This is a genomic window from Kitasatospora sp. NPDC090091 (assembly GCF_044747365.1).
Lineage (GTDB): Bacteria > Actinomycetota > Actinomycetes > Streptomycetales > Streptomycetaceae > Kitasatospora.
Map to the genome: position 1 here is coordinate 181273 of NZ_JBIVDY010000007.1, position 15903 is coordinate 197175.

At 72.6% G+C, this 15903-nt stretch carries 8 protein-coding genes; 1 reads left to right on the plus strand and 7 read right to left on the minus strand.

Annotation, left to right across the window (positions count from 1 at the left end):
• Positions 1-56 precede the first annotated feature (56 nt).
• The 5 genes from ggt to ACIPSC_RS14545 all read right to left on the minus strand — a co-directional run bounded on the left by ggt (position 57) and on the right by ACIPSC_RS14545 (position 5997).
• Positions 57-1847, minus strand: a complete 1791-nt coding sequence (gene ggt, locus ACIPSC_RS14525) for a gamma-glutamyltransferase (protein ID WP_400825811.1) — start codon at positions 1845-1847, stop codon at positions 57-59.
• A gap of 184 nt (positions 1848-2031) precedes the next feature.
• Positions 2032-3093, minus strand: coding sequence for an ROK family glucokinase (locus ACIPSC_RS14530; protein WP_395298497.1), 1062 nt, complete (start codon positions 3091-3093; stop codon positions 2032-2034).
• A 41-nt stretch (positions 3094-3134) separates the two neighbouring features.
• On the minus strand, positions 3135-3950 hold the full coding sequence (locus ACIPSC_RS14535) for an ATP-binding cassette domain-containing protein (RefSeq protein WP_400825813.1): 816 nt from the start codon (positions 3948-3950) through the stop codon (positions 3135-3137).
• The gene (locus ACIPSC_RS14540) at positions 3947-4975 is read right to left on the minus strand and encodes an ABC transporter permease (RefSeq protein WP_400825815.1); all 1029 of its coding nucleotides are present in this window, start codon (positions 4973-4975) and stop codon (positions 3947-3949) included. The genes ACIPSC_RS14535 and ACIPSC_RS14540 overlap by 4 nt, the downstream gene beginning before the upstream one ends.
• Complete coding sequence (locus ACIPSC_RS14545; RefSeq protein ID WP_400825817.1) at positions 4972-5997, minus strand: substrate-binding domain-containing protein; 1026 nt, start codon at positions 5995-5997, stop codon at positions 4972-4974. The genes ACIPSC_RS14540 and ACIPSC_RS14545 overlap by 4 nt, the downstream gene beginning before the upstream one ends.
• Positions 5998-6347: 350 nt before the next feature.
• On the opposite strand from ACIPSC_RS14545, the gene ACIPSC_RS14550 reads away from it, so the two are divergent.
• Entirely contained in the window at positions 6348-7454 is a 1107-nt protein-coding gene (locus ACIPSC_RS14550; protein WP_400825818.1) for an alpha/beta hydrolase, read from the plus strand.
• A 127-nt stretch (positions 7455-7581) separates the two neighbouring features.
• Here the strand turns inward: ACIPSC_RS14550 and ACIPSC_RS14555 are convergent, their stop codons facing one another.
• Positions 7582-8481: a hypothetical protein gene (locus ACIPSC_RS14555; protein ID WP_400825819.1), complete on the minus strand. Its 900-nt coding sequence runs from the start codon at positions 8479-8481 to the stop codon at positions 7582-7584.
• Between the two features lie 41 nt (positions 8482-8522).
• The gene (locus ACIPSC_RS14560) at positions 8523-15587 is read right to left on the minus strand and encodes a ricin-type beta-trefoil lectin domain protein (RefSeq protein ID WP_400825820.1); all 7065 of its coding nucleotides are present in this window, start codon (positions 15585-15587) and stop codon (positions 8523-8525) included.
• Positions 15588-15903 lie beyond the last annotated feature (316 nt).

The window sequence follows — 15903 nt, forward strand, 5'->3', positions numbered from 1 at the left end:
CCCGAGCGGACGCCCACCCCGAATCTACCGAACGGCACCGACAGACCCGGCCGGCGTCAGGGGGCGGGCCGCACCACCGCGGCCGAACCGCCGCCGCGCCGCACCGGTTCGGCGGCGGCCACCCAGCGGCCGTCCGGCAGCCGTTCGACGCCGGTGGCCGCCCCGATCTCGGGCGTGCTCGCGAACACGTGGCCGAGCGCCTCCAGCCGGGCGCGCTCGGGCAGTGCGAGGAAGTCCGGCTCGGCCTGGGTGGCGGCCGTGTTGCGCTGGCTGGCGCGCGGCGCGGCGATCGCCTGCTCCAGGCTGAGGCCGCGGTCGAGGCGGCCGAGCAGCACCTGGAGCGTGGTGGTGATGATGGTCGCGCCGCCGGGCGAGCCGGTCGCGAGCAGCGGCTCGCCGTCGCGCAGCACGATGGTCGGCGAGAGCGAGGAGCGCGGGCGCTTGCCGGGGCCGGGCAGGTTGGGGTCGGGCACCCCGGGGGTGAGCGGGGTGAAGTTGAAGTCGGTGAGCTCGTTGTTGAGCAGGAACCCGCGGCCGGGGACGGTGATGCCGCTGCCGCCGGTCTGCTCCAGGGTGAGCGTGTAGGAGACGACGTTGCCCCAGCGGTCGGCGACGGTGAGGTGGCTGGTGCTCAGCCCCTCGTACGGCTCGGCGGCGGGCGCCACGCCGGTGTCGGCGCAGCGGGCGGGGTGGCGCGGGTCACCGGGGGCGAGCGGGCTGGTGAGGGCACGGTCGGGGCTGATCAGGCAGGCCCGGGAGGCGGCGTAGCGCTCGGAGAGCAGCTCCCGCACGGGGACGTCGTTGAAGGCCGGGTCGCCGACCCAGCGGTTGCGGTCGGCGAAGGCGATCCGGCTGGCGTCCAGGAAGTGGTGGTAGTACTGCGTGCCGTCGTACCGCCCGACCTCGCCGTCCTCCAGGATGCCGAGCGCCTCGCCGACGGTGGTGCCGCCGGAGCTGGACGGGGCGATCGAGTAGAGGTCGTAGTCGCGGTAGGCGACGTGGGTGGGCTGCTGCCGGCGGACCCGGTAGGCGGCCAGGTCGGCGGCGTCCACCTTGCCGGGGCGGGCGTTGCGGCCGGAGGCCGGGTCCACCGGGGGGTGCTGGACGGTCTTGACGATGTCGGCGGCGAGGTCGCCCCGGTAGAGCGCGTCGGTGCCCTCGCGGCCGAGCTGCCGGTAGGTGGCGGCGAGGTCCGGGTTGCGGAAGGTGGAGCCGACGGCGGGCAGCGCGCCGCCGGGGAGGAAGAGCTTCGCCGTGTCCGGGAAGTCCTTGAACCGGGCCTGGTTCAGCGCGGTCTGGTCCTGGAACGTCCGGTCGACGGTGAAGCCCTGCTCGGCGATCCGCTCGGCGGGCTTCAGCGCGTCGGCGAAGGAGCGCCTGCCCCAGAGCCCGACGGCCGTCTCCCAGGTGGCCGGGGCGCCGGGCACGCCGACGGAGAGGCCGCTGGTGACGGCGTCGGCGAAGGGCAGCGGCTTGCCGTCCTCCAGGAAGAGCGAGGTGTCGGCCGTCCGGGAGGCGGTCTCCCGGCCGTCGATGGTGGAGACCCGGCCGGTGGCGTGGTCGTAGTAGACGAAGTACCCGCCGCCGCCGATCCCGGCCGAGTACGGCTCGGTGACCCCGAGGGCGGCGGCGACGGCGACGGCGGCGTCCACCGCGTTCCCGCCCTTGCGCAGCACCTCGATCCCGGCCGCCGTGGCGTCGGCGTCCACGCTGGCCACCGCACCGCCCCAGCCCACCGCCTCGGGCACCTTGGGCGGTGGTTCCGCCGCTCCGGCCGGCCCCGCGGCGGAGCAGACCAGGGCGGTGGCGAGCAGGATCGGCGGGGTGATGCGGGCCAGAGCTCTCATCCGAAGGGCCTCCCGAGTCGGCGTCAACTCCGTTGTTTCACAGGAGGCATGGCCCGGACAACAGGGCCGCACCGGTACCACCGCGCAGTTGACGCTCCGCCCGGGTCCCGGCGCACGCCGGAGCAGCAAAGGGGCGCCCGCCACCGGGCGGGCGCCCCCACGGGCCAAGCCGTGCAGACCGGCCCTACGGCACGCTGCGCTCCACCCGGCGGCGCTTGATGGTGCGGAAGCGGCGGGCCACCTGGCGAGCCAGGTCGGCGGCGCCGACCAGGCCGGCCTCGTTGCCGAGCGCGGCGTGCACGATGGTGGACTCCGGGCGGAAGCCGCGGCCGGTCAGGGTCCGGCGGAAGGTGTCCCGGGCCGGGGCGAGCAGGAGGTCACCGGCCTCGGAGACGCCACCGCCGATCACGAAGCGGCCCGGGTCGAGTGCGGCCGCCAGGTTGGCGATGCCGACGCCGAGCCAGGTGCCCACCTCGTACAGCAGCTCGGTGGCGGTCGGGTCGCCGGCCCGGGCGGCCTCGGTGACCAGCGGGCCGGTGATGCCCTCGGCGGTGCCGCCGGCCCGGGCCAGCAGCGGCTGGACCACCGGCGACTCCTCGGCGACCAGCTCCCGGGCGTCCCGCACCAGGGCGTTCCCGGAGGAGTACTGCTCCCAGCAGCCGCGGTTGCCGCACGGGCAGCGGTGGCCGCCGGGCACCACCTGCATGTGCCCGAACTCCCCCGCCAGCCCGTACTTGCCCCGGTCGACGTAGCCGTCGCGGACCACGGCGCCGCCGATCCCGGTCCCCAGGGTGAGCATCACCATGTGGTCCTCGCCGCGCCCGGCGCCGAACCGCCACTCGGCCCAGGCGGCCGCGTTGGCGTCGTTCTCGACGATCACCGGGAAGCGCAGCCGCTCGCTGAGCGCCTCGCGCAGCGGCTCGCCGCGCCAGTTCAGGTGCGGGGCGAACAGCACCGTCGAGCGGTCCGCGTCGACCCAGCCGGCCGCGCCGACGCCCACCGCGTGGACGTCGTGCCGGTCGGCGAGTTCGAGCACCAGCTCGACGATGACGTCCTCGACCACCTTGGGGCTCTTGCTCTTGTCGGGGGTGTCGGTGCGCACCTTCTCCAGCACCTTGCCCTCGCCGTCCACCACGCCGGCGACCACCTTGGTGCCGCCGATGTCGACGCCGATGGTGGGCAGCCGCAGGACGCCGGCGGGGAGGGCTCGCCGGCGGCGCTCGGCCCGCGGGCCGAGGCCGAGCAGGTTGGGCAGGACCGGCGGCCGGGTGCCGGCGTTGGGGCTGGTCACGGCTGCGGACGCTCCTCACGGGGTTCGGGGGCGGGGTCGGTGGGTCGGCCCAGCTCGTGCGAGAGCTCGGCGAGGTCGGAGCCCCCGGCCATCTCGGTGGTGAGCTGCTCCAGGCCGATCTCCGCCCGGGGGTGGCTGCCGGCCGTCCGGCCCCGCTTGAGCAGGGTGAAGTGGTCACCGACCAGGTACGCGTGGTGCGGGTTGTGGGTGATCAGCACCACCCCGAGGCCGGCGTCACGGGCGGCGGTGACGTACTTGAGCACCACACCCGACTGCTTGACGCCGAGCGCGGCGGTCGGCTCGTCCAGGATGAGCACCTTGGCGCCGAAGTGCACGGCGCGGGCGATCGCCACGCACTGGCGCTGGCCGCCGGAGAGGGTGCCGATCGGGCGGTCGACGTCGTGCAGGTCGATGCCCATCCGGGCGAGCGCCTCGCGGGTGGTGGCGCGCATGCCGTCGGTGTCCAGCCGCAGCCCGCCCCAGCGGCGGTGGCCCTGCTCGGAGCCGAGGAAGAAGTTGCGCCAGACCGGCATCAGCGGGACGACCGCGAGGTCCTGGTAGACGGTGGCGATGCCGCGGTCGAGCGCCTCGCGCGGGGAGTCGAAGCGGACCTCCTCGCCGCCGACCGTGAAGGTGCCCTCGTCGTGCTGGTGCAGCCCGGCGATGATCTTGATCAGGGTGGACTTGCCGGCGCCGTTGTCGCCGAGCACGCAGCTGATCTCGCCGGCCCGCAGGCTCAGCGAGACGTCCTCCAGTGCGCGGACCGTGCCGTAGGTCTTGCCGACCCCGTCGAGCGCGAGCAGCTCGGTCATCGCGGTCCCCTCTCGGCGCGGCGCTTGACCCAGGAGTTCAGCAGGGCGGCGAGCAGCAGCATCGCACCCAGGAAGAACTTGAACCAGTCGGGGTTCCACTGGGCGTAGACGATGCCCTTGCCGACCATGCCGAAGATCAGCGCGCCGAGTGCGGCGCCGACCACCGAGCCGTAGCCGCCGGTGATCAGGCAGCCGCCGATCACCGCGGCCACGATGTAGATCAGCTCGTTGCCGACGCCCTCGCCGGACTGCACGGTGCCGAAGGAGAACAGCAGGTGCTGGCCGAGCACCCAGGCGCAGAAGCCGACCCCGAGGTAGAGCACGGTCCTGGTCCGGGCGACCGGCACACCGACCGCGCGGGCCGCGGCCGCGTCGCCGCCGACCGCGAAGATCCAGTTGCCGAAGCGGGTGCGCAGCAGCACCCAGCTGCCGACCGCCACCAGGCCGAGCCACCACCAGACGGTGGCCCGGATCGTCAGCCCGCCGACGGTCACCTCGGAGGCGAACAGCCACCGGCAGGACGCGAAGCCCTCCATGTCGGAGATCGGCTTGGTCGAGACCGTGCCGGAGACCAGCTTGGTGACGCCGAGGTTGGCGCCGGTGAGCATCAGGAAGGTGCCCAGGGTGACGATGAAGCTCGGCAGCCTGGTGCGGCCGAGCATCCAGCCGTTGAAGAAGCCGATCGCCAGCGTGACGGCCAGCGAGACCAGCACGCCGACCCAGGTGACCGCGGTCAGCTGGTAGCTGACCATCGACGAGGTGAGCGCGGCGGTGGTGACCAGCACGCCGGCCGAGAGGTCGAACTCGCCGCCGATCATCAGCAGCGAGACCGGCACCGCCATGATGCCGATGGTGGACGCCGCATACAGCACGGTGCCCAGCGAGGAGACCCGCAGGAACGGTTCGGCGACGGCGGCGAAGACCAGGAAGACCGCCACCGCGGCGATCAGCGCGCCCAGCTCGGGCCGGGCGAGCAGCCGCCGCACCGCGGCCGGCCGCTCCTGGACGAGGACGTCGGTGCTCAACGCGTCCCCCTCGCAACGTACTCGGCGAGGGCGTCGGCGTCGTTCCGGGTGAGGATCTGCGGGCCGGTCAGCACCGGCTTGCCGCCGCCGAGCATGTCCAGGTTGGAGCGGTAGAGCCAGAGCAGGTCGACGCCCTCGTACCCCTGGAGGTAGGGCTGCTGGTCGACGGCGAAGCCGACGGAGCCGGACTTCAGCCCGGCCACCACCGCCTGGCCCAGGTCGAAGGTGTCCAGCTCGACCGGGCGGCGGGCGTCCTGGACGGCCTGCAGGCCGGTGGCGGCCATCGGGCCGGAGAGGGTGAGCACGGTGTCGATGGCCGGGTCGGCCTGGAGCTTGGCGGCGACGGCGGCGCGCGCGTCGGGCATGTTGACGCCGTCGACGTAGAGAACCTGGAAGGCGCCGCCGGCCTTGCTCCGGGCCCCGCCGCAGCGCTGCTCCTGGCCGACGTTGCCCTGCTCGTGGATGACGCAGAGGACGCTCTTGCGGCCGCGGGCGGCCAGCTCGGCGCCGGCGGCCTGGCCGGCGGTGGACTCGTCCTGGCCGATGTGGGTGAGCGCGCCGAACTTCGCGGAGTACTCCTGGCCGGAGTTGATGGTGATCACCGGGATGCCGGCGGCCTTGGCCTTGCCCAGCACGTCGGCGAGCGCGTCGCCCTTGGCGAGGGTGACCAGCAGGCCGTCGACCTTCTGGTCGATGGCGGCCTGGACGAGCTGGACCTGGTTCTGGGTCTGCGCGTCGTTGGAGTACAGGAAGGTGATGTTGTCCTTGGCGGCGGCCTGCTCGGCGCCCTTGCGCACGGTGTCCCAGAAGGCGTCGCCGGCGCCCGCGTGGGTCACCATGGCGACCTTCCAGCGCGGGGTGGTGACGGCGCCGCCGGCGGCGGCCGCTGCCTTGGCGCGGGCCTGCTCGGCGCGTCTGCCGCCGGTGCTGCTGCAGCCGGCCACGGCGACCACCACTGCCAGGGCGGCGCAGACGGGCCAGAACCGGCGGGAAGGGCGAAAGCGGGTTGTGCTCATCCCCATAGTCTCGCTGGCCCACGAGCGCGCGATTGCACCGCCTCGCCCGCCACCGGAGTCCGGACGGGCGGTATCGTGCCCTGTCGGGGGCAATCCTGGGCGCCCGCTGGGCGCATGGTCCGGGCGCGGGCTGTCAGGGTGGCAGACTAGGGCGAACCCGGAAAGGGATCATCACGGAAACGTGATGTTCCTCTCAGGTTCCGCACAGATTCGGACGGCAACCGATCCCCGTTCGAGGCCGTCCAATGCCATTGGAGTGCGTTCGGGCGAGTGGGGCCCGAGCGGCTTGCGAACCCGGATACGAGAATTTGATGCAACTGACAGGCACGCCATTCCTCATCTGCACGGTGATCCTCGTGCCGATCTCCATCGCGGTGGCGATGCTGTGCTGGGGTCGGGTGCGCGGGCCCCAGCCGGTGCGGATCCTGTCCCGGCTCGTCATGATCGTGTTCTGCCAGATCACCGCCGTGGTGATGGTGTTCGTCATGGTCAACAACGCCAACCTGATCTACGGCAGCTGGGAGGACCTGCTGGGCACCGGCAACCACGTCCGCGCGGTGCCCTCGATCCCGCCGGCCGAGCAGCCGGTCCCGGCCGCGGGTGGCACGGCCGGTGCGCAGCCGACCGCGGGCGGGGACGCCGCGAAGCCCAAGCTCACCCAGCAGTTCCGCGGCGTCAACGACCCGGCCGTCCCGGGCGACGTGCAGAAGACCGACCTCAAGGGCCCGGTCTCCGGCGTCGACGGCGAGGTGCTGGTCTGGCTCCCGCCGCAGTACAACGACCCGGCGTTCAAGGACAAGAAGTTCCCGGTCGTCGAGCTGATCCCGGGCTACCCGGGCTCCTCGTCCACCTGGTACGGCACGCTGAAGGTCTCCGAGCAGCTCAAGCCGCTGATGCAGCAGGGCAAGGTGGCGCCGTTCATCCTGGTCTCGCCGCGCACCCTGCTGCTCGGCGGCCACCAGGACGCCGGCTGCACCGACATCCCCGGCAAGATCAACGCGGACGCCTGGCTGACCCGGGACGTGCCGCAGATGGTCATGGACAACTTCCGCGCCGACCCGTCGCCCGAGCGCTGGGGCATCGCCGGCTACTCGGCCGGCGCCCACTGCGCGGCCAAGCTCTCGCTCGCCCACCCGAACCGCTACCGCGCCGGCGTGGCCCTGTCCGGCTACAACGACCCGGCGGTCGAGAAGGACTCGCTGGTCGGCAAGGACGCCAAGCTGCGCGAGGCCAACAACCCGGTCAACATCCTGAAGAGCGCCCAGCAGCCGCCGAAGGTCTCGCTGTACGTCTCCGGGAACAAGGGCGACGGCTTCGAGGACGGCCAGGCGATCGCCGCCGTGGCCAAGGCCCCGACCACCGTCCAGGTCCAGGAGGCCACCGGCCCGCACACCACCGACCAGTGGAAGGCCCTGGTGCCGGGCGTCTTCGAGTGGCTGACCGGCGTCATCCCGGTCCAGTAGGAGCCGGTCCAGTAGGTCCCGGTACGTCAGGACGAAAGCCACGAGGGCCCGCCGCGCAGTGCGCGGCGGGCCCTCGTGCATTGCGGTGCCCCGGGGCGCGGTGGCCCCGGGGCACCGCGCCCAGGTTCTAGACGGCGTCGGCGTACCAGATCCGGCTCGGCGGGTCACCGGCCTCGGTGTCCGCGCTGAACCGCTTGGGCGTCCCCGGGCGCAGCGCGGGCCTGACCACCTGCCAGAGCCGTTCGACGGCCTCACCGGTGAAGCCGTCGAACTCCGGCACCGCCTGGAGCAGCACGGCGCCGTCGGCCAGCTCCTCCACCCGGTGGAACCCGGCGGCGCCGATGGCCTCCGCGCCGCCGAGCTGCTGGACGATCTCCCGGGGAACGACCATCAGCCACTCGTACCCGCGCAGCAGCCGCCGCGACTGCGGCAGTGTCATCCGGGGCAGCGGCGGACCGACCCGCTCCTCGTGCTCGGTGCGGCCCAACGTCCGGTCGTACCCGATCTGCGCGTAGGAGGGGTCGAGTTCCTGCGAGTAGTCCCGCAGCAGCCCGCCCCACCGGTCCTGGCCGTCCGGCCCGAAGCGCCCCTTCGGGGTCAGCGCGCTGAGCCTGATCCAGTCCTGGCACTTCTCCTCGCGCGCGGCGGCCATCCGCAGCACCGGGTCGCCGGGCATGCCGTGCTCGTCGAGCCGGTAGAGGGCGGTCTCCGCCAGCAGGATGTCCTCGCCCAGCCACTTGCGCAGCAGGGGCAGGTTCTTCCTGGTGAGGATCCGGGTGCGGTGGGTGATCCGACCGTTGCCGCGGTTCACGGTGTCCGCCGAGAAGAAGCCCCAGAGCGCTCCCGGCGGGCCGCACGGAACGGACTTGGTGAGCGACTCCGCGACCAGATCGGTGGAGTCGAGGACCGCCTGGAGGGACTCCCCCTCCAGGCGTTCCGCACCCTCGACCAGCCAGCGCCACGCGAGGTCGGCGAACGCCTCGGCGTCGCGGTACTCGGTGTCGATCTCGCATCGGATGGTGTGCATTGCTGTGTTTCGCTCCTTGAAGTCCCGCCCGGCCACGCCGGTCAGGGCGAGGCGGTGCCGGCGGTAAGGCAGTAGGCGATGAACCCCAAGATACCGACCACCACGACCTCGGCCGTGCTGGTCTGCTGCTGCTGCGTCATGGTGGGGTAGTTGAACGTGAGCCCTCCCCCGTCGAGGCTGCCGCCGACGGCGTGCGGCATCGCCTGGGGTGTGGCCGGGACCTCGGGCCCCAGGGTTCCGCTCTTGATCGGACGCGTCGAGGTCCATCCGGGCCGTGTGCCGTACTGCTCCTTGGGAACCGGCATGGCCTGGGGGACGGGCACCGGGTGCGGGACCCGTTGGGGCTCGCCGCCGCGGTTGTCCTCCTTCGTCCACTTGTAGGTGATGATGCCGTCGGCCTTGCCGTCCTTGGCGGTGATGAACTCGGCGGGGTTGCCGATGTTCGGCACCGGACCGAGTTCGGCGCCCAGCTTCCCGCCGCGCTTCACCGTCCGGGTGTCGCCGGCCTCGATCAGCATCTCCTGCAGCTTGTCGATGTAGCGGGCGAGCTGCGCCGGCCCGTCGGCCTCCGCGCCACCGCCCTCGTGCTTGACCTCCCAGATCAGGACCTCGTCCTTGCCCCACTCCACGATGTCGGCGTAGCCGGGCTTCCCGTTGCCCTTGGCCGAGCCCTCACGGATGAAGACGTCGTTGTCGAAGTCGTTGTAGGGGTGCCGGGCCTTGAGGTAGGTGGTAGCCATCAGGACGGCCGTGTCGTGGCGCGGCGTCCAGACCTTCCACCACTTCTCCTCCTCGGGCTCCGGGTCGGAGCCGAGGTCCGGCTCCTCCTCGCCGCTCGCGGTGGCCTCGGCCTCGCGCTTGGCCCGCTCCTGCTGCATCTGCCATTCGCGCAGGTCCGGGTCGTACAGGCCGGACGGGTCGCAGCGGTTGACCGGGTCACTGTGCGAGTAGCCGTAGGTGTTCCACTGCTGCGGGTCGTCGGGGACGAGGACCGGGTCCGGGCTGACGAACCGTCCGGTGGAGGGCTGGTACTGGCGTGCCCCCAGGTTGGTCAGACCGGTGACGTCGTCCTTGGTGCCTCCGATGAACCCCTTGTCACCTGCCCAGACGCCCGCCGCGGGCTGGGTGCCGCGGGGGTTGCCGAAGGGGTCCATCGGCCGGCGGGTGACGGCGAGGCTGGTGGCGTCGACCGTCAGCAGGCCGCTGTTGTGGTGGTCGGCCAGCTGGATGGTCAGGCCGCCGTTGCCGACCCGGACCATGGTGAGGCCGCCGGGCACCGGGTAGGAGCGGGTGCCGGTGAGGGTCTTGGTGACGGTGTCGTAGGTGACCTGGTCGCCACCCAGGCTGATGGTGGTCTTCCCCGGGTTGCGGCGGACCAGCTGGTTGCCGTCCGCGTCGTAGACGTAGCTGGTGACCTGGTTCGGGACGGTCCACTTCTGGCCGGCCGGCACGGTCGTGGCGCAGTCACCGAGCACCAGGTCGGTGCCGTTGGTGGTGACGTCGCCGGGGACGGCCAGGCAGCGGGCGGCCGCCTGGTTGAGGACGGTGCCGTCGGCGCGGGCCGTCCACTTCTGCGCGGCGCCGCCGTCGCAGGGCTGGAGCTGGACGGGCGAGCCGGCCGCGGTGCCGATGGCGGTCACGCACTTGTCGAAGGCCTTGAGCAGGCCGCCGCTGACCGCGAAGCGCTGTCCGCCGCCGGTGTTGCAGGTGTAGATCTGCGCCGGGGTGCCGTTGGCCGAGCTGCCGCCCTGCATGTCCAGGCACTTGCCGCCGATGCCGGTGATCGGGCCGGCCTGGGCGAAGCTGTCGAGCTTGCCCTCGGTGTTCCAGGCGAGGTCGGCGGTGCCGGCCTTGGAGGTGTAGATCGAGGTGGTGTTGCCGGCGGCGTCGTACCTGTCGCTGCCGGAGACCGTGGTGCTCGCGCCGACCTTGGTTCCGGTACCCGTCAGTGCGTGCGGACCACCGCTGCCGTTTCCGGTGTTGACCGTCCCCGCGTTCGGGAACGTCTGGGTGGTGACGGCGTCCTTGGTGGAGTCGCCTCCGATGTCGTGCTGGACGAACCGGGTGCGGTTGCCCGTGACGTCGTAGCCGTACTCCTGCCAGTAGGGGTTGCCGCCGCCGACCGTGGTCAGCGAGGGCGCGACGGCGCCACTGGTCGGGCTGGTGTTGGCACACCGGCCCTGGTCCAGGGTCTGGTGCTCGGCCGGGTCCGGGACGGTGACGCGCCCGGTGTCGCTCCAGGCGGTGGTCAGCCGGCCGAGGCTGTCGTAGCCGAAGCACTGCAGGTCGCGGGCGGCCGGGTTGTTGTCGGGGGTGGTGCTGATCGAGGTGACGCGACCGGAGTCGTCGTAGGTGTAGCCGGTCTGCTGGACCGCGCCGGAGGTGGAGGTCTGCTTGTCCAGGAACTGGTTACGCAGCCGGCTGGTGGCCTGGTCGTAGTCGTTGGTGACGACGACCTGGGAGGCCCAGGGGTTCACGGTGGAGCGGATCACCCGGCCGAAGGCGTCGTACTCGGTCTGGGTGTCGTAGGTGGTGGCGCCGGCGTACTTGTACACCTGGCCGTAGTCGTTGTACGAGTACGCGAGGTCGTCCACCGGCAGTCCGCCGACGGCGGGCAGCAGACGGGACTTCACGTTGCCGGTGATCTTGTCGAAGGTGCTCGACGCGGTGTAGGTGAAGGTGCCGCTCTGTCCGACCTCGCTGCCCGGGATCGTGATGGTCATCCCGGTGGCGCGGTAGGCGTCGTCGTAACCGGTCGCCGCAGTCGTGTAGGCCTGCCCGGAGGCGCCGCCCACGTAGCGGGTGGAGGAGCTCGGCTTGCCCTTGGCGACCGTGTCGTAGGCCCAGCCCGCGAGCTGGTTGGCCGGGGCGACGCTGCCCTCGTACTCGCCGGTCTTGCGGCCGGTCAGGTCGTAGGTGAAGGCGAGCTTGCGGCCGCGGTTGTCGGTGGTGGTCGCCACCCGGGAGGCCTGGTCGTAGGTCTGGGTGACCGTGCCGGTGTCCGGGTCGGTCGCCGAGATCTGCCGGTCCCGCAGGTCGTAGCTGTACGTCCAGCGGTTGCCGGCCGCGTCGGTGCGCGACTCGGGCTTGCCCTCGGGCGTGTAGCCGTAGCTGGACACCACCGCGTCGGCGCGGTTGCCGGTGGCGGTCGGCGTGTTGTACTGCCACCGCTCGACGGTGCGGCCACGGGCGTCGGAGACGGCGCTGGTCGGCCAGGTGCCGGCGGGCGGAACCAGGTCGACCCGGTCCACACCGGCGTAGGCCGTGGTGGACCGGCTCTGCTCGACACCGAGCGACCAGGAGGCCACCACGGTGGCCCGGCCCCGTCCGTCGTAACTGGTCCGGGTCTGGGAGGGCACGGTCGAGTCGGCCGCCTGCACCACGGTGCCCGTGGGACCGGAGGCGTTGTTGTACCAGGCCGCGTCGGCGGTCTTGACCCGGCCCTGCGAGTCGTACAGCGTCTCGGTGATCAGCCGGCCGGTGAAGGCCGGGTTCTCCGGCGACGCCTGGCTCTGCCGGGTGCGGCCGAAGCCGTCCAGGATGTCGATCTTGCGGGTCTGGACCGGGTTGGCCAGGTCCTTCTTGAGCACGAACGTCGTCACCGAGGACGGCGAGCCGGCCGTGTTCGAGAGGTTGTACGCGAAGCTCAGGTTCGGGTTCGGGTTGGCCCCCGGCGTGCGGCCGGCCAGCCAGACACCGGTGAGGCGCCCGAGGGCGTCCCAGACCTGCGTGCTGGTCTTGTTGTTCGGGTCCTTGACGGTGAGTGTGTTGCCGCGGCGCGGGTCGATCGTGGTGACGGTGTCCCAGGTGACCCCGCTGAGGCCCGGCGCGGGCGCCGAGGAGGTCAGCGTGGACGGCAGCTCGCCGGCGGCGGCCGCGGCGTAGCTGGTGCGGGTGGTCGCGCCGTTGGGGTGCTGGGCGTCCTTGACGGTCAGCGCGGTGACGGACTCGACCCGGCCGTACTTGTCGAAGGTGGTGCTGGTCGTGTCGGTGAAGGTGGCGCTGCCGTTGGCTTCGTAGCGCTCCAGCTCCTGGGCGCCGCTCGGGTTGGCGGCGGCCGCGGCCTGGCCGAACGGCAGGTTGTCGTACAGCACGCGGCTGCGGGAGGCGGTGTTGCCGGGGCCGGCGCCGGCGGTGCACGCGTCGGTGCCGGAGACGGTCAGCGTCTCGGCGGCCAGGTCGGTGCGCTGCGGGTCGGGCCCGGTGGCGTAGGACGTGCGGGTGCACAGGTCGGGCAGGCCGTCGGCCTGGTCGAGCACCGTGCTCGTGCGGTTCGGGTGGTCCGGGTCGCTCACCGTGGTCTTGGTGGTGGTGCGCCAGGTCTGGTCGGCCTTGAGCCCCTGGGTGGTGACCGTCCGGGTGGTCGCGGTGTAGCGCGCGACGAGGTCCGGCAGACCGTTGCCGCGCGGGTGGGTCGCGGTGGCGACCTCGCCCGAGGCGCCGTTCACGGTCCGCGCGGCGACCTTGCCGTTCTCCTGGTCGAACACCTCGGTCTGCAGGACCTGGCCGGCCAGCCAGTCGACGTCGACGACGTCCCGGCCGAGCGCGTCGGTCAGGTGCACGCTGCGGGTGCCGCCGCCGATCCGGGCGTCGCCGTCCATGCCCTGCCGGTAGGTGGTGCGGGTCTGCGTCCGGGGACCGTCGTTGCCGCTGCCCGCCGTGACGGTGACCGCCGCGAATCCGCGGAAGTCGCCCCAGGTGCGGGCGTTGGACTCGGTGAACTCGCTGTCGTCGCGGTGCCAGCCGGCCCGCTCGTAGGCGTACTTGGTGATCTTCTGCGGAGCGTCGGTGGCGGTGTCGTTCTCCGTCAGCGAGGCGACCGTGTAGTGGTTGAACCAGTCCAGCACCGGGGTCGCGTCGGCGACCGAGCCCGGCGGCAGCCAGCGGACGGGGTAGCAGCCGAGGCTGTTGTCGTCCTCGGCGGCCGGCATCACCTTGTTGATCCGGGAGCAGGCCGGCAGGTTGTAGTCGACGTTGAGCACGCCGCCGAGCTCGTTGTGGATCTGCTGGATGCGCGGGCGGTTCATCAGCGGGGGCGCCGGCACCAGGTCGGTGCCGTCCACCCGGTTGGGCAGCATCACCGGGGTGAAGCTGACCAGCGGGGAGCTGAGTTCGGGCGTCGCGGTCCTGCCGGTGCGCTTCACCGAGTCCAGCCACAGCGCCTTCTGGCTGGTGGCGTCCTTCGGGTCGGGGAACGAGTGCTTCAGCTCGTAGGCGTCGACGTCCTTCCAGGCGTTGTTCACGCGCACCTGGGTGGTGATGCCCGACAGGCGCTTGGTGGTGAAGTAGCTGGGCCCGTAGTGGGTGCAGGTGCCGTCCTGCTTGCACTCCTGGTCCACCGGCACGTCGGGCCAGTTGTTCTTGTTGGCGACGGTGCGCTGGGCGGGGTCGCAGTTCGCGGTGTCGAGGCAGCGCTCGGCGGTCGCGAAGGTGATCCGGGCGGCGGGCTGCAGGGCGCCCTTGGCGGCCACCTGCTCGTCCAGACGCTGCCCGAACCCGACGGAGGCCGGGAGGTTGGCCCGGGTGTACGCGGTGCGGGTGCCGTTGCCGCTGTTCTGGGCGCCGCCGCGGGCGTACCAGTTGGTCTCCGGGGACCAGGTGAAGGTGGTCAGGTTGCCCTTCGGGTCCACGATGTAGTCCAGCGAGAGCCGCTGCCACATCTGGCACCAGGACGCCTTGCCCTGGGCCGAGTCGTAGCAGGGGTCGCCGCTGGTGGGCGAGTAGACCGGCACGGTGGAGACGGAGTTGGACGCGGGGTCGCTCTTGTCGCCGCCGGGCAGGTGGTTGAGCCCGAAGTAGTAGACCGTGCCGGAGCTGTCGGTCACCTTGGCGTAGGCGCCGTCCCGGGCGTCGTTGCCGGCGCCGGAGCCGAACTCGACCTTGGTGCCGTCGTCGTCCTTCGGGTGCCAGACGCCGGTCGCGGCGTCGGTGGTGGCACCGGTCGAGCCGGCGTTACGGTCGCGGACCAGCTGGCCGGAGTGCGAGCCGAGCGAGAGGGTGGCGTTGAAGCCGGCCCAGCACTGGTCGCCGGAGTTCTTGATGCCCGCCTTGTCGCAGGGCTTGAAGGTCCGCTCGATGAAGCCGGGGTTCAGCTCCCAGCCGTCACCGACCCAGGACGCCTGGGCGTTGGTGGCGGAGGTCTTGCCGTCCACCGACGAGGAGTTGTACGCGAGCGCGACCGTGGGCGCCGCGCCGCCGAGCGACGGCGGCACCTGGATGGGGTAGCTGTAGGACAGCGCGCCGGACGCACTGCCGGCGGCCCAGGCCGAGGAGGGGTTGAGTGCGGAGGCGGCGTAGTCGCCGCCGCCGCCGGCCGGCGCGGTCTCGGCGGCCAGCAGCAGCGGAGCGGCGGCGGGGGCCGGGGCCGAGGCCGGGCGGGCACCGGTGGTGAAGGCCGCCCGGACGGCGCCACCGGTCTTCTCCGGGGCCGCAGCGGCGGGCGCGGCGGCGGGCGCGGCGGGCAGCGCGAGGTCGGCGACCAGTCGCTTGGCGGCGGCGTCGTAGTGGCTCGCCACCGGGGTGCGGACCTGGCAGGCGGGCACCTCGGGGGTGGTCGCGGCGCACGCGGGCAGCGTCACCAGGCGGCCGCGGGAGGCGAACTCGCCCCCGGTGGCGGCGTCCAGCGCGGCCACGTCCATACCGACCTGGACCGGCGCCGGGGCGGTCTGCTCCTGCGGTGCCGAGGCGGCGGGGGCCGCGGCCGCCGGCTGTGCGGTGAGGGTGAAGAGCAGGCCGTTGACGCCGGCCGCGCGGGCGCTCGACGCGTCGCCCTGGACGACGGTCACCGCTGCGGGGGTGTCGGCGGCCGCGGCCGCGCCGGTCTTCGGCGCCACCCAGACCGGCAGCCGGCCGGCCTTGGCGGGCGCCTCCGGGCGGGCACCGGCGAGGTCGGCGGTGGCCGCCTCGCGCTGGGCCGGGGCCGGCGCGGGCGCCTTCCCGGCGCGCTCGGGCACCGGGTAGTGCGGCGCGATCGCGGCGGCCTTGGCGGCATCGGTCACGGCGACCGACTGGCTGCCGGGCAGCGGTGTGCCGGGCGGCTGCCAGACCTTGGAGAAGTCCGGCTTGGCGGCGGCCTGCGCCGCCGGGCCGAGCAGCGAGCCGGCCACCGCGAAGACGACCGGCGCGGCTGTCCACCGCCAGGGCCTTCTCCCGCGTTGTGGTCTGTCCGAATTTGACACGTTCCCACCCCGTTAGGTGCAAAAGGTATTTGAATGCTCATCAGAAATAAGCAGCCGGAACCTAGCAGTCCGGCGACCGGCTCTGCCAACCACTTGGGCAGGCCGCGGCGAGTGACCCATATCACTGCCGGGTCATCCGATCTGTTTCGCATCCAAACCCGGACAAGCCCGCTCGGCGAACGTTTGTCGACCGTCCGTCAGAGCTGCCACAGTGCGCCTGACCTCTGCGTATCCGCCCGTTCGC